Below are 18,689 nucleotides of genomic sequence, written 5' to 3'. Positions count from 1 at the left end.
TTTGAATAAGTTTAAAAATACAGTCAATGGAAGATCAGGAAGTTGAGAAAGTGAAAAGCGTTTCAGATTACAATAAAATGGTGAATCATGAAACCCTTCATCCGCTGGTAAGCGTGGTGGATTTTGCAAAATCTGATCCCATATGCCAGTACAAACGGACATATACTTTTTATACCGTTTTTCTAAAGGATGTCATCTGTGGAGATATGCACTACGGAAAGCACAGCTACGACTATCAGGAAGGAACCCTTGTATTTATCGCTCCCGGGCAGGTAAGCGGTGTTACCAATGAAGGGAAGTCGATACAGCCGGGAGGATATGCTTTGCTGTTTCATCCCGATCTTATCAAAGGAACCAATCTTGGTAAAAATATCAAAGACTACAGTTTCTTTTCTTATGATGTCCACGAAGCACTTCATCTGTCAGAAAAAGAAAGAGAAATTGTTCTGGAATGTTTTAAAAACATCAAACTTGAACTCGAACAGTCCATTGATAAGCACAGTAAATCACTGATCGTTAATAATATTGAATTGTTTTTAAATTACTGCATGCGTTTTTACGACCGCCAGTTTATTACCAGAGATCATATCAATCAGGGTGTCATTGGAAAATTTGAAAATCTGGTGGATGATTATTTTAAATCTGATAATCCTAAAAATATAGGTTTTCCGATGGTCAATTACTTTGCAGAAAAACTTAATCTGTCTGCCAATTATTTCGGAGATTTAATCAAGAAGGAATTAGGAATTTCAGCCCAGGAATTTATTCATAATAAACTGATTGATGCTGCTAAAGAACAGATCTTGAATCCGTCAAAATCCATCAGTGAAATTTCCTATGATTTAGGTTTTAAGTATCCACAGCATTTTACAAGATTATTCAAAGCTAAAGTCGGAGTTTCTCCAAGCGAATATAAAACCTTAAACTAACTCTTCTACCGTTCACATAGTGGCATTGTTTCATAAACATTGCAATTTCACCTATAAATATTGGTGAAGATTGGTGCTTCAATAGTCTTGCTGATATCGTATGGCTGAGGTTGCTGACACTTAAATTCAACAAAGTAATTTATACCCAATAAATTTTCTCATTTCAAAAAACTAAATTAATTTTAATAGATAAAATTTTTCACGGTTTTTAAAATGACAGTTCAGCACACCAAAACTCACATTTTTCAGACTTCTTTCGGGAAAATTATAGCCTTAAAGGAGGATGGCGTCATCAAAGCCAAAAGCATCCGTTATGCCCGTTCAGAAAGATTCAAAAGAGCTGTTCCAGAGCAGCCCTCAGATTCAGAAATTATATTTCCTGATAAAACACCGGTATGCCCGCAGACGATAAGCCCTCTGGTGGAAAAAATGATCGGCCCTACCCATATTGAAAATTTTCATCCCGATGAATCTACACAGTTTCTTTCCGTTATCCGCCCGGACAAATTTACAGAAAATGAAAAGCTTCCCGTTGTCGTGTGGATTCATGGAGGTTCACACGAGATCGGCTGCGGAGATCTGCCAACTTCTGACCCCAGTGAGTGGGTAAAAGAACAGCAAATTATTGTTGTTACGGTTTCCTACAGGCTGGGAATTTTCGGTTTTTTGGGAGGAGATCAAAAAAGACCACCTAATTTGGGACTGTTTGATTTAATAGAAGCCTTACATTGGATCAGGAACTATATCACTGATTTTGGCGGTGACCCAACAAATATTACTCTTTTAGGACAGTCCTCGGGAGGTGATGCAATTGCCCATCTGATGATTTCGGAAGGGGTAGAAGATTTGTTTCAGAGAGTGATCATCCAAAGTGCTCCTTTGGGTCTTCGCCATAGCCGGAATAAAATGTCTGCAGAATTTCTGAAGAAAACAGAATTTTTTAAAGATGAAACAGATGTTTTAAGAATAGCAGATGAATATAGAAAACACGTACCTGCTGTCATCAAATATGGACTGAAAGCAGCGATGCCTTTCGGAACCCAATATGGATTTCCTCCCTTATGCGAGGAAAATGAAACCGTTGGGAAGTGGAAATTAGCAGCCGGAAAATACGATATCCTTATTGGTCTGAATGATAATGAAACTGCATTTTACCTTAAAACGTCTGATGCTTTAAATAAATATTTCGGAAAAGGATTTGGTTTGAAAATTTTGGATAAAGCCGTACGAAAAACGACCGAATTCATCTATGGAAAACCTGCAGAGGATTTTGCACGAAACATCGCAGAGGCTGGTGGGAATGTTTATCTTTTCAGGATTCATTCAAAGCCGGAATACAATCATATAGGAGCGGCACACTGTATGGATCTCCCACTTATTTTCGGAAATGAAGAAGCTTGGGAGTCTGCGGGACTGCTTAAAGATATTCCCTGGGAATTTATTCACAAAAATGGTAAAAAACTGAGAGCAATATGGGCAGAATTTGCCAGAACAGGAGAGGTTTCCAATGTTTCTGAAAGACCAGAAATTCTTGAGATAAGAAAATATACTTGATTTGAGGAATGAATAAGTTAAATCCTTTATTTGTGATTAGTCTTTACTATTTTGGTTGATATTTTATTATATTTGGGTAATCAAATCTTAAAATACATTAACTATGAAAACGAAACTTTTTTTAAATGTTCAGAAACTGAATCGTGAGCAACTCAAAAATTTAAAAGGAGCAGGACCGATCCGTGACAGAGTATGCTGTACCTCCAACGAAGAAGGATATTGCTGTGAATGGGCTATTAATATACAGAACTGCCGATATATATTCTGCTAAACAGACCAGCTACAGCATCAGCAAAATACTAAAGCATACAGGGCCATCAATATACATCTTTAGCCATGTATGCTTTTTATTGATCCTTACAACTACTCAGAAATCCATACACTGACGTTACCGGCAGGAACCGGAAAATTTCCCCAGCCGTTCTCATCAATCACTACTTCATCCTTACTTCTATTCAGCATATCATGGAATTTTTTGCCGGAATAGCGTTTCCCCATTTCCATAGGCTTGCTGTAAGCTTCTTTATTACTGAGAACCACAGCACACCCGGAATATTCATCATCTCCTTCACGGACCCAGCCAAGACAATTGGCATCTTCAAAATAATCCCTCTGCGCTCCATATGCATGATCTTTCCGGGCTTTAAGAAGTTCTTCGATGCCGTCTACTTTCTGTAAGAAAATTTCCTGGTCATTTCCATCTCCACCTTTGTCAGTATAATGAGCACCATACAGGTCTGGATAAAATACACACGGATATCCATTTTCACGAAGGAGAATCAACGCATAAGCTAATGGCTTAAACCATGCTTCCACCGGAGCTTCAAGGTCCTGAAGAGGCTGTGTGTCATGATTATCTACAAGGCTTACTGCATGCATAGGATCTGCCTGGGTAAGCGTTTCATCGAAAATCCTCCGCAGATCATACGATCCACCCTCATTGGATGCAGTATGAAAATTATTCTGAAGCGAACTGTCAAAAAGGCTCATACAGCCTTCAGTCACCTCAATGTATTTTTGAAGCAGATTAAGCTGTCCGGGTGCCCAGTACTCTCCAACAGCAAAAATATTCTTTCCTGAATTGGAGCGGAGCATCGTCAGCCATTCCTTATAAAAATCAAATGAAATATGTTTTAGAGCATCGAGTCTTACTCCGTCAAAATCAGTCAGGTCAAAATACCACTCGGCCCAGCTGTTGAGTTCTTCACGTACAAAAGGATTGCGGTGCTCAATGTCGTTGTACATCAGGTAATCGTAATTTCCTTTCTCATCATCAATCATCTCTTCCCAGTCGTTACCGTATTCAGACTGTATTTTAAAAATATGGGAATCCATACCTTCAGCATAATCTACGCCACTGAAACACGTAAAGTTCCATTCAAAATCAGAATATTTCTTTCCTCTTCCGGGAAACGTGAATTTGGTATAGGATTCTATTTCGATGACATCGGAAATGATTTTTTCCCTGTTGTTTTCATCTACTTTTACCGCTTTGAATTTTTCCAGCTCATCGCCACCGGCCTTATGTCCCAGAACAATATCAACAATAATATTTATATTCCGTTCTTTTAAGGCTTTGATCGCTTTTAAATAGTCATTCCGGGTTCCGTATTTTGTGGGAAGGCTGCCTTTCTGATCAAACTCTCCAAGGTCATACAGATCATACGCATCATATCCTACCGAGTAGCCTCCATTCGTACCTTTATAGGCTGGCGGAAGCCAAACCGAAGTGATTCCTAATGTTGCCAGATGGGCAGCCCGTTCTTCTGCTTCCTTCCATAATTTTCCGTTTCCTTCAGAATACCAGTGGAAAAATTGAATCATCGTCGCGTTCATAGGCTTTTATTTGGTGGGTTTCCTACAAGATAGTGAAAAATTTTCACCTATTCATTTTCAAACTCTTCGAACGGGATTTTTAGTTGAATAGAAACCTGCTTTTTCTCTTCCGTGTTGAGGTGGGAGAGCGACAGTCCCAGTAATCGAACCGGTTTGTCAAAAGGTCTCAGTTCCCAAAGTTTTTTTCCGGTATTAAAATACTGTTCAGGAGAATTAAAATATTCTTCTTTTGTAAAGCTTCTTGTAAAAAGAGAAAAATCTTTATACTTAATTTTTAAAGTTAGGGATCTTCCAAGAATATTATTTTTTTGGAGCCGCTGATGAAGCTCCTGACTCAGATGGTCCAGTTTCTCGTTGATTTCCTGATCGTCAAACAGATCTTCAAAAAAAGTTCTTTCCACAGCGACACTTTTCTGGATCCGGTGCGGCTTTACTTCAGAATGATGAATGCCGCGTACAACATGATAATAATAGCCTCCTGATTTTCCGAAAAGCCTGACAAGTTCTTCAAGGGATTTTTTCTTTAAATCTTTTCCTTTATAAATTCCGAGACTAAACATTTTGTTGGCCGTAACCTTTCCGACACCATAAAATTTTTCCACAGGAAGCTCTTCAAGAAAACCCTCAATTCTATCGGGATGAATGGTTTTCTGTCCGTTGGGTTTATTGATATCGGAAGCTACTTTGGCGAGAAATTTATTAACCGAAATCCCTGCAGAAGCAGTAAGCCCGGTCTGTTCGAATATTTTCTGACGGATTTCTCTGGCAATCTGATTGGCAGATTCTATATCTTTTTTATTTTCCGTGACGTCCAGATATGCTTCGTCAAGAGACAAAGGCTCCACCAGATCGGTGTATTCATGAAAAATTTCACGGATCTGTTTTGATATTTCTTTATACCGTGCAAAGCGTGGTGGAACAAAAATAATGTGCGGACACTTTTCCTTGGCTGTTTTGCTCGGCATTGCAGAACGCACTCCGTACTTTCTGGCTTCATAACTGGCCGCTGAAACGACACCACGGTGTTCTCCTCCTACAGCAATAGGCTTCCCCTTGAGTGAAGGATCATCATGTTGCTCAACAGAAGCATAAAATGCATCCATATCAACATGAATAATTTTACGGGTGGGAAAAGAAGAATCCATACCGCAAAGATATGGATTCATTTATTTTGAATTAAATTTTGATCATGTTTTCATTCTCATCGTCACGAGTAATGATTCAAAGCCTGCTTTTTCATAAGCTTTAACGGCAGATTCGTTTTGGGCATAGACATCCAGTCTTATTTCAGAAATGTTTTTTGACTTTGCCCAGCTGATCAGTTCGTCCAGAATCAGCTTGTTGACCCCCTTTCCTCTGTGTTCAGGTTTTACATACATAAAACCCAGATAGGCGTACTCTTCAAAATTAGAATAATTATTATCGGGTCTTTTGATCTTTGCATAACCGGATGCGATGATCTCATCATTTTCTTCTGTGACAAGTACTAACGAATCTTCGGATTGTACCAAATGAAGCAGGTCATAATAATGAATCTCTCCATCCATGAGGGTGCTGTTAAAAGGTCTTTCTGCTAAGACTATTCCCTGTTCAAATTCTAAAAGGATTTTAAGATCCTGTTCTGTAGCTTCTCTTGTAATCATTATTTTAAAAGACGGTTTATCGTTTCCTGAATTTCCGGATCTTCGGGAGAAATGGCGTAATATTTTGCGATAGAAGACTTCTGATCTATGATCATATATCTTGGAATCCAGTTGAGGTCAATATAATTATTGAAATTATTTTTCCATCCGGAAGAAAACCAGTAGTTGTCTTTATCCTTCATATTGAATTTGTCCAGACTTTTGTTAAAACCTTCCTTAGATTTTTCAAGTGAAAGGAATACAAAATCTACATTGGGATTATTTTTCTCAAGCTCTTCGGCTTTTGGAAGCGCTTTCAAACAGTCTATACACCATCCGGCCCAGAAATCAATGATCAAAACTTTTCCTTTGTGCTGATCCAGAATTTGCTGGACAGTAATGTTTTTCCCTTCTTCATTCTCCAGTTTCTGTCCCAAAGCTTCTTTAGAAAATTTGGTTTTAAGTACTTTGGGCTGTTGCTGTGCAGAACTCAGTCCAAAAATACTGATCATAAAAATTAATGCTAAATTTTTCATGCTTTCAATTTCATATACAAATCTAATCAATGAGGCGCAATTTATGATTGAATTTTTATGAATTAGGAAAAATTTATGAAATCGAAAATTTCTATAAAGATCTACTGATAATTTTTGATCAGACCTTTTACTACAGCGATTACATTCGGCATAGCCTTGTTGGCAGCATTCAGAACTTCTTCATGAGAGACCGCAAAAGCAACATCCGGTCCGCCAAGGTCGGTAATCACGGAAATACAGAAAGCATCCATTCCCATATGTTTGGCAACAATGACTTCAGGAACAGTACTCATTCCAACCATATCGCCGCCGATAGCTTTAATCATACCGTATTCCGCGGGTGTTTCAAAGGTTGGCCCCTGTAAAGCTACGTAAACTCCCTGATGGATTTTAATATGGTTGTCGATAGCCGCTTTTTCAGCTACTGCAATCATTTTCTTGTTATAAGGTTCGCTCATATCCACAAATCGGGGACCGAACGAGTCTATATTTTTGCCACGAAGCGGATGTTCAGGCATCATATTGATATGATCTTTTAAGATAACAATGTCTGCAACGCTGTAGTCTGGATTGACCCCTCCGCAGGCATTGGAAAGGATAAGGTTCTTGATACCTAAAAGATGGAAAACTCTTATCGGAAAAGTGACTGTTTCCATAGAATGGCCCTCATAATAATGAAAGCGGCCGCTCATCATCAGAACTTTTTTTCCTTCTAAAATTCCGTAAATTAATTTTCCGCCATGACCTGCCACGGTTGTTTGCGGAAAGTTGGGAATTTCCGGATACTCCAAAATATGAATAGCTTCCACTTCATCCTGCAGCTTACCCAATCCCGATCCTAAAATGATCGCGAAGTCCGGAGTTTCTTTGATAATATTTTTAATGAAATCTGCGGTCTGCTTAATTTTTTCTAACATAATCTAAGATAATTTGGTTGAATTCTTCCTTTTTATCAATGATGACATTGATAGGCCAGTAGTAAACAATTTCTCTAAGATAGTCAAAAGTTTTCAGACGTACATAATCCTTTTCTGTAGTAAGGATCAGTTTGTATTCGCCTAATTTTTTATACTCTGCAGTGATTTTTTTAATATCATCATCTGTGAAATTATGATGGTCTCTGAATTTTAGATGCTTCACCCGTTGTGAGAATTTCGCAAGATGCTCAATAAGGGGTTTTGGATTGGCAATTCCTGTAATCAGAAGGATGTCATAATAATTCAGGTTGTTATCCGGAAGCATTTTGTCTCTTCCATATACATTTTCATCATAACCGATGGAGGAGAAAAATACTTTTTGGTTGTGTGAAGGTCTGATCCTTGAAATATAATACCGCTTGGTTTCTTCGGTAAGTTCGTCAGGACATTTGCTGACCATGATGATATCTGCTCTTTTCGAACCGTTTCTGGATTCTCTTAAGTCTCCGGCCGGAAGTAGGTGGTCCTTAAAGTAAGGATCATTGAAATCGGTCATCAGAATATTGAACCCTGCTTTGATCGCTCTGTGCTGTAAAGCATCATCGAGAACAAGTACATCAAGATCCATATCATCAATCACCTTTTTGGCGCCCGGTACTCTTTCTTCGGAAACAGCAATCACAAAACGGTTTTTGAAGCGCTCGAAAAGCTGCATGGCCTCATCACCCACAACCTTATAGTTGCTGTCATAATTGGTGACTTCGTAGCCCTTGCTCATTCTGCCGTACCCGCGTGAAAGCACTCCTGTCCTGTAATGTTTGGACAGGTATTGGGCAAGATACATCACCATAGGCGATTTTCCGCTTCCGCCCACAGAAAGGTTACCGACATTGATTATCGGAGTCTTGAATTTTGTCGACTTAAAAACCCCCAGATCATACATTGTGTTTCGGATACCCGTTACCAAATGATAACCAAGGGAAAAAGGATAAAGGTACCATCTTTTCATACGTTTGCAAAAATAGGAATTTTCACAAGGATTTTCAGTAATATTCTCAAAGACTTTTCAATAATTATTTCATTAAATTAAAGTATTTTTGTAGAGTTATTTTTATACATTGAGATACTTTATTGAATTTTCTTACAACGGGAAAAATTATTTCGGTTATCAGATACAGCCGGACGCCATTTCTGTACAGGAAGAGCTGGAAAAAGCTCTTTCCACTATATTAAGGGAAGAAATCAAAACGACGGGGGCCGGAAGAACAGATACCGGTGTTCATGCCAAAAAAATATTTGCCCATTTCGATACCGCGAAAGAGGTGGATGTGATCAATCTTCCTTATAAACTGAACAGCTTTCTTCCACCCGACATTTCCATAAAAAGAATGTTTCAGGTAAAAGATGATTTTCATGCCCGTTTTGATGCAACCTACCGAACGTATGAATACTATATTTCTCTCTCAAAAAATCCATTCACTCAGGAGTCGGCATGGCAGCACTGGAAAAGACCTCTTGATATTCATAAAATGAATGAAGCCTGCAAAATTCTCTTCGAATATGAGGATTTTACAAGCTTTGCCAAATTAAAAACGGATAACAAAACCAATATCTGCCAAATGTATAAAGCAGAATGGGAGCAGGATGGTACAGAACTTAAGTTTACCGTTTCTGCTAACCGTTTCCTCAGAAATATGGTCCGTGCCATCGTAGGAACCATGGTAGAAATTGGAAGTGGTAAAATAAAACCTGAGGATCTGCGTAAAATCATTGAAGATAAGCACCGCAATGCTGCAGGAACTTCAGCCCCCGGTCACGGATTGTTTCTTGTAGACGTCGGGTATGAATTCTAGCCCCTTTTTGTAATCAGTCCACCTAAAAAAAGAGATTTTTATTAATATAAAAGTTGCAAATGAGCTGTATATTATTCTGTTTGTTCAGTATACGGAAAAAAATACTATTTTAGCGGTCGGTGACTATTTCCGTGAAAAAACCCGTAGCATTACTTTTATTGTGTCAATATCTTGTATTATCTGCACAATCGTTGTACCATCCTTATTCTGATCTTGAAAAGAAAGTAGGAACGCATTTTCCTGTTGAAAATTTACCTGAATTTTTTAATATTTAAAAACACATAGTATGTTATCAATTTTTATTCTTATCGGAGCGTACAGATATTACGCACAACTTGCAGAAAGGTTTGGGAAAACAAAATGGCACTTCGGGATTCTGGCTATTGCTATATATCTGGGAACCCAGCTGTTCTTTGGTTTTTCTTATGGGATCTATAAAGGAATTTCAGATCCGTATTCCGTCGAAGAGGTCAGTTATACAGGTTTTTCATTAATAAATATTATAAGCTGGATCATTTCAATTATAGCTGTATATGGAGTTTACAAGTTTCTTGAAAAGAAATTCATGAAAGAACAGATCAGCAAACCTTCTCTGGAAATTGAAAAAATAGGAGATAAGGATTTGTAATCATTACTAAGGTACCGGGAGCTGTTAAATTGATTGACTTTGAGTGTCTCAGCCAACTTCGGCAGAGATTAAAAGAAGTGGTCTAAAGGTAACTTAGTATATTCATATTGTAAATAACCGTTATCTGAAATTTTCAATGACGATTTGATGAACTTGTAAAGGCTGTCAAATTATAAAGTCTTATTTTTGCATAGAATTTTAAATTCTTTCTTCAATTCGTACAATGAAAAAACAAGATACCTGGGGGATTGTTAAAAGGCTGTTCTTTATTGGAATGAAATTCCGTTCCTGGTTCATCCTTACTTTAATAATTTCCGTCATACTGTCCATAGTTTCTACTTACAGGCCTTATCTTACCATGCAGGTGGTGGATAATGATATCACCAGGCTGAAGGATAATGCCTTGATGATGAAGCATATCTACATTCTGGTAGGTCTGGTATTTGCAGAAACTATTTTAAACTTTTTCTTAGTTTACTTTTCAAATTATATTTCGCAGAACGTTATCCGTGATATCCGTGAGAGACTGTATGCAAAACTAATTTATTTCAGAACTGCATTTTTTGACAAAACTCCCATCGGACAACTCGTTACCCGTGCTGTTGGTGATGTAGAAACCATTGCAACGGTCTATACGGATGGTTTTCTGATGGTTTTCGGAGATATTCTTAGAATCGTATTTGTTCTGGTGATGATGTTCAATACCAATGTCCATCTGAGTTATATTACATTGGCAATCCTTCCTTTGATGGTCATGATTACCAGATTCTTCCAGAAAAGGCTGAAAAAAGCTTTTGGGGATGAAAGAACATGGACAGCTAATCAGAATTCTTTTGTTCAGGAAAGACTGACGGGAATGTCAATTATTCAGGTATTCAACAGGCAGGATGCTGAATTCAAAAAATTTGATGATATCAATATCACGCTGAAAAGTGCCTTATTGAGAACAGTTTTTATCTTCTCATTATTTTTCCCGGTCGTAGAACTTATTTCTTCGCTATTCATTGGTTTTATCCTGTTTTATGGAGGGTATATCACCATCAGTGCCGGTGTTGTTATTGCATTTATTCAATATATTTCGATGTTAATCCGTCCGTTAAGACAGATTGCGGACCGTTTTAATAATATCCAGAGAGGTATCGTAGGGGCAGAAAGAGTATTGGGCGTGATGGATGAAGATTATGCAATGCCCAATACAGGTACGGTAAAGAAAGATCATTTTGACGGAAAAATAGAATTTGAGAATGTTCGTTTTGCTTACGACGACAAACAGGAAGTACTGAAAGGGATTGATTTTAAAGTAAATCCTGGAGAAACGGTAGCGATTGTCGGAGCGACGGGTGCCGGAAAATCTACGATCATCAGCCTTATTACAAGACTTTATGATATCAATTCCGGAAGGATCGTGATTGATAATGTGGATGTGAAAGATTATGAACTCTACAATCTGAGAAGTCATATCGGTGTGGTGCTGCAGGATGTATTCCTTTTCCACGGAAGTATCTTTGAAAACCTTGCATTTGGTGACGAAACCGTTACTTTGGAAAAAATAAAAGCAGGAGCCAAAGAAATTGAAGTAGATCAGTTTATCGAACAGCTTCCGGGAGGTTATGATTTTGTGGTAAGCGAAAGAGGTTCCTCTATTTCTTTAGGACAAAGACAGCTTTTGTCCTTTCTTAGGGCCTATTTATCAGATCCTAAAATTCTTATTCTGGATGAAGCGACGTCATCTATTGATCATGAAAGTGAGAAACTGATACAGAGAGCCACAGAAAAAATTACGAAGAACAGAACATCAATCATTATTGCGCACAGGCTTTCCACGATTGAAAAAGCGGATAAAATCATTGTCATGGAGCATGGTAAAATTGTAGAAGAAGGAAAACATTTAGAACTCCTTGATCAGAACGGATACTACGCAACACTTTACAAAGCACAGCTGAGACATGAAGTAGAGTTGGAAGAAGAACAGAAATCAATCAATTGAGTGTATATCATAGAAAAAGAGAGCCATATGGCTCTCTTTTTTATTAGAATGTGTTGATTAAAATTTTAGTTTTTTAACGACGACTTTGCTATTTTCCAGAACAGCTGTTACAGTTACAATCGTATTCTTTTCATTCACCGGAAATCTGAATTCGGAAGATTTTATATCTGTTCTTCCGGTAAGCAGTCTTCCCGAAGCATCATAAATATGAAGGGAGGAAATTTTCAAATCACTTTTTATATAGACCGAATTTTCATCTTTAATGATTTCTGCCGTATTTACTTTAGCTGTATTTTCAACAGACAGTAAATTCTGGCGTGTAATGATTACTGAATAATCTTCTACCTGTCCGTATTTCGGAGTAGAGCATGCCGTAACAGCTGTTCCGTTGAATTCACCTATAACTCTCATTCGTAAAGCGGTATTGGAGACAGCATTTGCAGGCGGAGTTACCGATGCCGTGGCAACAGAACCATTACTGATTCCGCTTTGATTAAGGACAAGCTCTGTCGTTTCATTGAACTGTCCGTCATTATTATAATCAATGTATGCCTTTATAATATGAGGATTACTTGTTCCGGGTGCAACAGTCAGTGTGGTTGCGATATTGGCCGGAATAGAGGTTTTGGAAACACCGGAACAGTAATTTCCGGTAAAGTTTTCATAGAAATTATTAGAAGCCTGCTTATAGTTGGATGAATAATTATTGATGTCTGCAAATTTCACTGAAGTTACTCCTATGTTATAATTTCCCGGATTGGTCATAGAGGTTGGAGTACAGGCAGCTGTTAAAACAGAAGTGTTATTTGGAGTCACAGAAGAGGCTACCGGTGAGTTGATCAGCGACTGTCTGTATTGCAGGAGCTGAGCTGTAGCTCTGTCCGACTGTCCCTGTGTAAACAGATTTCTAAAACAGAATGTATAAGCCATAACATTTCTCTCTCCACCAGCATAGGTCTGGCTTGTACACGGATTAATCTGTCCTGTCTGGCAGGTATAGGGTACAGAAGAATGGTATAGACTTTTCATAGGTTCGGTATCGCATACCAAATCTCCCTGCAGGGTACAGTCGGTATTGGCAGGACATGCACCTGTGGATTCATTATATCCTTCATGCGTATGGCGAAGACCCAGCGCATGTCCAAATTCATGAGCTAAAGTCTGTGCATTCACGGCTGAAGCACTTGTAGACATGAAAGAATAATCATTACTGCCTCCCGGATAATAAGCAAATCCATTAAGACCTCCTGAATTGGAAGTCAGCTTTTTAACGACATAAATGTTATAATATTTACTGGTATCCCACATTCCAAGAGCAGTGATTTCAGAAGCCGTTACTGCATTCGTGGTGTTGTCATTATTAACCCCTCCGCTCACATATTTCGGAAGATGAGAAGCATTGATTCTGTTGATTCCGTTAGTTGGAGCGCAGCTGGGATCTACTTTAGCAAAAACAAATTTCACGGGAAGTACAGAACTTGTTCCGGACATTCCGCTGGATGAACTTCCGGAGAAAACACCGTTCGTATAATTTACCCATGCGATAATATCAGCATCCGATTTATTATTCACTGTTCCAACAGCACTTCCGTCACCTACGACATGAACGACAACAGGAATTTCATAAACCTGATTTTTTTTCAGAGTACTTGAAAACTTTCCGCTTTTGATAAGCCGGGATAACTCTAAATTAAAAGCATCATCCTGAGCCTTTTGTTCGGGATACTTTTCATAATGTTTTCGCATCAATTCATCAGTGCCACATTCCTGAAATTCCAACTTCTGTGAATAAAAATCAGAACACGTCAGCACCGAAACAATGATGAGTAGTAGTTTTTTCATAATATTATTTTTATGGGTTTAGGTAAGTTAAAAATAAATAAAATAAATAGTAAGTTGTGGTTTTATTTATGGTATTGATATGTTTTGTATTGAATTTATTTATAAACACTATTAATACTGATGAATAGGTGTGTATGTGATAAAGACCAGCGTCATTGAAGCTGGTCTGTCTCTTACAAAAGAAAAATATGATCTGAAATTAAAATAATGAATTGTGTCCACTGTTAAGCAATCACTTTTTTCTAAAACTGCAAAATATAAAATTCTGTGCGGTGTCAAAGGGCGTGATATGATCTTCCGTAAGGCATTTTATTTTTTCGAAATCCCTTTCAAAATTGGCTGCAAGTGAGTGATCATCATACTGCCGGATCTCCAATCCACTGCATTTTGCAGGACCATTTTTGGAAAAAGTTCCTATGATCATAAAACCGGTGGTATTTCTTTGTGCTATCCTGGTGTATTTTAAAACCTGCTCATCCGTTGTCAGAAAATGAAATGCAGCCCTGTCATGCCAGATGTCATAGGTTTCATCAGTTTCGAATTCAGTAATATCCGAAACAATCCAGTTTATTTTTTCTGCCTTAGCTCCTAATCTGGTTTTTGCCTTTTCCAAAGCTTTTTCCGAAATGTCAAGGACGGTAATGTGACGATATCCTTCGTCTATTAAAAAATCAACAAGATTGCTGTCTCCGCCACCAATATCAATAATTTTTGCATCCTTTCCCAATCCGAAAGAATCAATAAAATCCAGCGAGGTTTGTGGTTTTTGCTGTGTCCAGCTTACCTGGTCCGGATTTTTATTTTTATATACCTCTTCCCAGTGTCCCTTATTCATATCTTGTATTTTACATTCGTTAATGGCTGCAGGATCCGTCAGCTTTTTAACTGTCCGTTAATTTCTTCAAATGTATTGATTAATTCATTGAGTATAGATTCCTGTTTCTTTATTGTCTTGGAAATTTTTGATTTTCTTACATCTTACAAGAGAATATTCTTAAAAACCGTTGTGTTCTTGTGAAATTTCAACATATTTCACAATAATTAGCCTGATAATAACATAGAAATATGGCATGTTCTCAATACTTTATATTATCTGCTAAAATAATATTTTGCCAATGTTTTTTCCTGAATTAACGGGCTTTTCAAATAGATCTTCTGTAAAATTATATGGTTTTGAGATTGTTTGATTTTTGGTAAAAAATGTAAAATCTGTATAAAATCATCAAATTGAATAAAAAAATGATTCATAGATGGTGTTTATATTGAAAAATTCACTAATTTTATTAGAAATTTAGACGATGCCCCAGATTATTAGAGGGTATGAAGTGTAAAAAATATTTTTTTAACTAAAATCCAAAGATATAAATGAATAATATACAAGATGAATTTGAAGTCTTCAAAGACGAACTGAAGAAACTGAATATTGATGTACAGAAAGTAGTGAAAGTAGGAAACGGAAGCATGGATTTTCATGAGGTTTTTTACAAGTCACCAAGATACCAGGATGTGAAGAGCGTATATGTTCAGCGTCACAATCTGGATAGCATGATTGAAAAATTCAAAAAGGCTTACCATTAAAAATAGAATATGGCGCTGCAGAGAATCTGCGGCGCCATATTTTTTAAGGTCTGATCTTTTAATCTTTATCCAAAGCTGAAGTTTCTTTGGTGTCCTTCATTCCTGCATACACGATGAGAGAAAATAAAATACATCCGGTGATATACCAGTAAAAATAGGGTTCTATTCCAGCCTTTTTTAACCAAAGAGCTATATATTCAGCAGTTCCTCCGAAAATAGCCACTGTAAGCGCATAGGGAAGGCCTACACCCAGAGCCCTGATTTCAGAAGGGAAAAGTTCAGCTTTTACAACGGCGTTGATCGAGGTATAACCGCTCACAATGATGAGAGCTGCCATAATCAGGAAAAATGCACTCCACATCGAAGTTGTGGTACTTAAAGCTGTGAGAAGAGGAACGGTAAAGAGTGTACCAAGAATCCCGAAACCTAACAGCAATGGCCTTCTTCCAATCTTATCGGACAATGCTCCAAAGACGGGCTGCAGACAGGCAAATATAAATAATGAAACAAACGATATCAGGGTAGACTGTTCTTTCGTAAGATGAACGGTATTTACCAGAAACTTCTGCATATAGGTCGTATAGGTATAAAAAGCTAAAGTTCCTCCCAGCGTCAGCCCAATTACAGTGAGTAATGCTTTAGGATGTTTTAGAAGTTCTCCTACAGTACCTTTTTTCTTTTCGCTAACCTCTTTTTTATTTTCAAAAGCTTCTGTTTCATGCAGATTGGCTCTTAAATAGAGGGCAATTACAGAAAGTAATGCTCCGATTACGAAAGGAATTCTCCAGCCCCATTCTTCAAGCTGGGTCTCTGTTAAAATCAGTTTCTGTAAAATCAATTGAATACCCAGTGCGATCAGCTGTCCGCCTATCAGTGTTACATATTGGAAACTGGAATAAAAACCTCTGCGATTTTCAGATGCCATTTCGCTGAGGTAGGTTGCGGAAACACCATATTCTCCACCGACACTTAATCCCTGTAATAATCTGGCAATGAGTAATAATGCAGGTGCCAGAATTCCAATGGTCTTGTACGTTGGAGTAAGAGCAATAAGAAGCGAACCAAAAGACATCAGCAGTACAGAAAGAGTCATTGCTCTTTTTCTTCCTACCTTATCGGCAATACTTCCGAATATCCAGCCTCCGATAGGCCTCATCAAAAAGCCTACAGCAAATATTCCTGCTGTATTCATCAGTTGGGCATTCTGATCAGAATCCGGAAAAAATGAATTGGAAAAGTAAATGGCGAAAGCAGCATAAGCATACCAGTCGTACCATTCCACGAGGTTTCCGATAGAGCCGCCTACAATAGCCTTGATTCTCTGGGCGGTAGTAATGGGTGATGCGTTCATATGTATTGTACTCAATATAAGAATCAGTTTTTACCGAATATTCTTTTTATTTTGTTTAACAATCCAGGTCTTGATGATTGGGGTGGAGTAGATGATTCAGAAGAGTTTGGTTTTTGTGGCTGTAACGGTTCCTGTGGTTGTGAAGGAGCTGCTGGTACCACTGACTCTGCGACATCCTGATGCTGTTGGTTTTCCTTAATGTGGACTCTGTTAGGTTCCTGCACTTTTTGTCCTGTTAGTTTTTCAAACTTAGCTTTAGCTTTACTGAATATTTCAATTTCTTTTTCCGTTCTGTCATCCACGTGTCTTGCTTCCGGAATAATACCGGAACTCAATTTTACAGATTCACATTCGAAATCGTTCATGATTCCCTGATAAATTCTGGCAGCCATTTCAGTTTCTCCAACGTTTTGAAAATGTTCTGCAAACTGAAGCATATCTTCCCCTATTTCATGCTTTTCAAGGATATTGCCGATAGAGCTGCTGACTTTTGCTTTCGCTGCAGCAAGATTAGCAACTGCTTTTGCTTCATCGGGTCTGGTTTGAAGCAGATCCATGAATTCCTGAATTCCGTCTCTGATTTCGGGATAAACCTTGAATCGGTATACATGTCCCAGGTCGGTAAGATAGGCTCCCTGGCTCATTGCTTCACCCGCAAGTGACTGCACATGGGCGCTCATTAAAAATGCGAGATGAACTAAAAGGTTTGAAAACTGTTTTAAATAATCCGGACTGATTTCAGATTTTTCCAGAGCTTTAAAAAGCTGCAATCCTTCTAAAAATTCAATCTGGTAACCGTAGGGAGAAAAACTTTCATCATTAATTTCAACCTTTTGATCATTTAATATATCGTAAATATACTCATGGATCTGAAGGTCTTCAGAATTTTTTAAAGCTTCTTTGAAATCCTCAAATTTATTTTGCTGTATAAGTTCTATCATTTTTTCATGGAATAACGGAGGCCAAGATACAAATTTCATCAAAAAAATAAACCGTCCTTATAAAGAACGGTTTTTACAATATAGAAAACATGGTTTTTAAAATCGGTATCCGATGGACAATCCACTTCTGAATCCTGCCCAGGGACCGTCTACTTTCACTTTTGCGCCACTGGCATTGGTTTCTACGGTATAATCTACAAAGGGAATATCCAGGTTTTCAATTTCTTTTTTAAGCTGTGCCTGCATTTCCGGGGTAAGAACATAATCGCTGGTCATTGTGAAATCTCCTTTTCCTTTTCCGTAATGAGCTCCTGCGATCCAGAAATCAAGAACCAGATTTTGGCTTCTGGTTAGAAAGAACTGTACCCCGACCATCAGTCCGCCACTGTTTCCACTGGTGCTTCCCTGGCCTTTGAGAGGGATCTGGTAAGTGTTTCCATCGATGGCATCATAGTCGTAATAAAAATCAAAACTATTGGATGAAACATCAGAATACCGGTAATAGGGTGCAAAGTAAAATCCCTGTCCGTAGCCTTTTCCGATATAGAATCTGGGCTCAATGGTAAAGTTTGTTGCTTTCACTCTCAGATTCTGGAATCTTTTTTCATCTTCATCTTTCAAAAAAGCATTGATGAAAGGAACTTTTCCCTGCGTCATTGTTCCAAAACCTACATTTAGAGAAAACCATTGGGTGATCGCTCTTTCGTAAGACAGATTGATATTTCTGAATGCATATGCTGTAACATTGGTCTTAATGATATTCATTTTATCCGCAGGAACAGCCTGGACTTCCTGTGCTTCTGTTTTTGAAAACAGGAAACAGGGAATTAGAATGAGGAGCTTTTTCATGATTTCATATTTTGTGGTGTGAAATAGTATCAGCAAAAATTGGGCAGAAACTTAATAATATTTCAATATGAATTGATTTTTAATTTTAAAATGGTTGTATCGTTGTTATTTCTGTTATCTTATTTGTGGAGGTAGAGACTTACGGTAAGCAGTATATAAGTATAGGAAGAAGGATTGTAATAATAAAAATAAATGTTACAAATTTCTTCAATGCAGGATGTTTAAAGATGGCTAAGATATTCATAAAACGGAATTTTTAAAGCATA

General features: G+C 37.8%; 18 protein-coding genes. 7 read left to right on the top strand and 11 right to left on the bottom strand.

Annotated features, from left to right (window positions below):
* Positions 1–26 precede the first annotated feature (26 nt).
* The 3 genes from IW16_RS21775 (at position 27) to IW16_RS26755 (ending at position 2,754) form a co-directional block, all read left to right on the top strand.
* On the top strand, positions 27–929 hold the full coding sequence (locus IW16_RS21775) for a helix-turn-helix domain-containing protein (RefSeq protein ID WP_034749598.1): 903 nt from the start codon (positions 27–29) through the stop codon (positions 927–929).
* Between the two features lie 213 nt (positions 930–1,142).
* Positions 1,143–2,483 carry a carboxylesterase family protein gene (locus IW16_RS21770; protein WP_051890570.1) on the top strand — a complete coding sequence of 447 codons (1,341 nt, stop codon included), beginning with the start codon at positions 1,143–1,145 and terminating at the stop codon, positions 2,481–2,483.
* Positions 2,484–2,586: 103 nt separating this feature from the next.
* Positions 2,587–2,754, top strand: coding sequence for a hypothetical protein (locus tag IW16_RS26755; RefSeq protein ID WP_165572019.1), 168 nt, complete (start codon positions 2,587–2,589; stop codon positions 2,752–2,754).
* A 92-nt stretch (positions 2,755–2,846) separates the two neighbouring features.
* On the opposite strand, the gene IW16_RS21765 is transcribed toward IW16_RS26755, so the two are convergent.
* The 6 genes from IW16_RS21765 to lpxK all read right to left on the bottom strand — a co-directional run bounded on the left by IW16_RS21765 (position 2,847) and on the right by lpxK (position 8,403).
* Positions 2,847–4,319 carry an alpha-amylase gene (locus tag IW16_RS21765; RefSeq protein WP_034749596.1) on the bottom strand — a complete coding sequence of 491 codons (1,473 nt, stop codon included), beginning with the start codon at positions 4,317–4,319 and terminating at the stop codon, positions 2,847–2,849.
* Positions 4,320–4,366: 47 nt separating this feature from the next.
* Entirely contained in the window at positions 4,367–5,464 is a 1,098-nt protein-coding gene (gene dinB / locus IW16_RS21760; RefSeq protein ID WP_034749595.1) for a DNA polymerase IV, read from the bottom strand.
* A gap of 42 nt (positions 5,465–5,506) precedes the next feature.
* On the bottom strand, positions 5,507–5,962 hold the full coding sequence (locus tag IW16_RS21755) for a GNAT family N-acetyltransferase (RefSeq protein WP_034749594.1): 456 nt from the start codon (positions 5,960–5,962) through the stop codon (positions 5,507–5,509).
* Positions 5,962–6,477 (bottom strand): TlpA family protein disulfide reductase, encoded by a 516-nt coding sequence (locus IW16_RS21750; protein WP_034749593.1) that lies wholly within the window; start codon positions 6,475–6,477, stop codon positions 5,962–5,964. Before IW16_RS21750 ends, IW16_RS21755 begins: the two co-directional genes overlap by 1 nt.
* 101 nt (positions 6,478–6,578) lie before the next feature.
* A complete protein-coding gene (locus IW16_RS21745) occupies positions 6,579–7,394 on the bottom strand; it encodes a purine-nucleoside phosphorylase (protein WP_034749592.1) in 816 nt (271 codons plus the stop codon).
* Positions 7,378–8,403, bottom strand: coding sequence for a tetraacyldisaccharide 4'-kinase (gene lpxK, locus IW16_RS21740; RefSeq protein WP_034749591.1), 1,026 nt, complete (start codon positions 8,401–8,403; stop codon positions 7,378–7,380). Before lpxK ends, IW16_RS21745 begins: the two co-directional genes overlap by 17 nt.
* A 109-nt stretch (positions 8,404–8,512) precedes the next feature.
* Here lpxK and truA point away from each other — a divergent pair, with 109 nt between their 5' ends.
* From truA to IW16_RS21725, 3 genes are all read left to right on the top strand, one after another.
* Positions 8,513–9,247: a tRNA pseudouridine(38-40) synthase TruA gene (truA, locus tag IW16_RS21735; protein ID WP_034749589.1), complete on the top strand. Its 735-nt coding sequence runs from the start codon at positions 8,513–8,515 to the stop codon at positions 9,245–9,247.
* Positions 9,248–9,533: 286 nt separating this feature from the next.
* Positions 9,534–9,875, top strand: coding sequence for a hypothetical protein (locus IW16_RS21730; protein WP_034749587.1), 342 nt, complete (start codon positions 9,534–9,536; stop codon positions 9,873–9,875).
* 223 nt (positions 9,876–10,098) lie between these two features.
* Entirely contained in the window at positions 10,099–11,862 is a 1,764-nt protein-coding gene (locus IW16_RS21725) for an ABC transporter ATP-binding protein (RefSeq protein WP_034749585.1), read from the top strand.
* Between the two features lie 57 nt (positions 11,863–11,919).
* On the opposite strand, the gene IW16_RS21720 is transcribed toward IW16_RS21725, so the two are convergent.
* Both IW16_RS21720 and IW16_RS21715 read right to left on the bottom strand, forming a co-directional pair.
* On the bottom strand, positions 11,920–13,704 hold the full coding sequence (locus tag IW16_RS21720) for a GEVED domain-containing protein (RefSeq protein WP_034749583.1): 1,785 nt from the start codon (positions 13,702–13,704) through the stop codon (positions 11,920–11,922).
* Between the two features lie 232 nt (positions 13,705–13,936).
* Positions 13,937–14,539, bottom strand: a complete 603-nt coding sequence (locus IW16_RS21715; protein WP_185116425.1) for a class I SAM-dependent methyltransferase — start codon at positions 14,537–14,539, stop codon at positions 13,937–13,939.
* 530 nt (positions 14,540–15,069) lie between these two features.
* Between IW16_RS21715 and IW16_RS21710 the strand changes: the two genes are divergently transcribed.
* The gene (locus IW16_RS21710; RefSeq protein ID WP_034749580.1) at positions 15,070–15,282 is read left to right on the top strand and encodes a hypothetical protein; all 213 of its coding nucleotides are present in this window, start codon (positions 15,070–15,072) and stop codon (positions 15,280–15,282) included.
* 58 nt (positions 15,283–15,340) lie between these two features.
* Here the strand turns inward: IW16_RS21710 and IW16_RS21705 are convergent, their stop codons facing one another.
* The 3 genes from IW16_RS21705 to IW16_RS21695 form a co-directional block, all read right to left on the bottom strand.
* On the bottom strand, positions 15,341–16,648 hold the full coding sequence (locus IW16_RS21705; RefSeq protein ID WP_223878223.1) for an MFS transporter: 1,308 nt from the start codon (positions 16,646–16,648) through the stop codon (positions 15,341–15,343).
* Between the two features lie 8 nt (positions 16,649–16,656).
* The gene (locus IW16_RS21700) at positions 16,657–17,574 is read right to left on the bottom strand and encodes a hypothetical protein (protein WP_131327954.1); all 918 of its coding nucleotides are present in this window, start codon (positions 17,572–17,574) and stop codon (positions 16,657–16,659) included.
* A 96-nt stretch (positions 17,575–17,670) separates the two neighbouring features.
* Entirely contained in the window at positions 17,671–18,423 is a 753-nt protein-coding gene (locus IW16_RS21695; protein WP_034749574.1) for a DUF3575 domain-containing protein, read from the bottom strand.
* Between the last annotated feature and the right edge of the window lie 266 nt (positions 18,424–18,689).

The organism is Chryseobacterium vrystaatense (assembly GCF_000737765.1).
Classification (GTDB): domain Bacteria; phylum Bacteroidota; class Bacteroidia; order Flavobacteriales; family Weeksellaceae; genus Chryseobacterium; species Chryseobacterium vrystaatense.
Note: the sequence above shows the minus strand (reverse complement) of the source record. Positions and strands in the feature narration are given on the sequence as shown.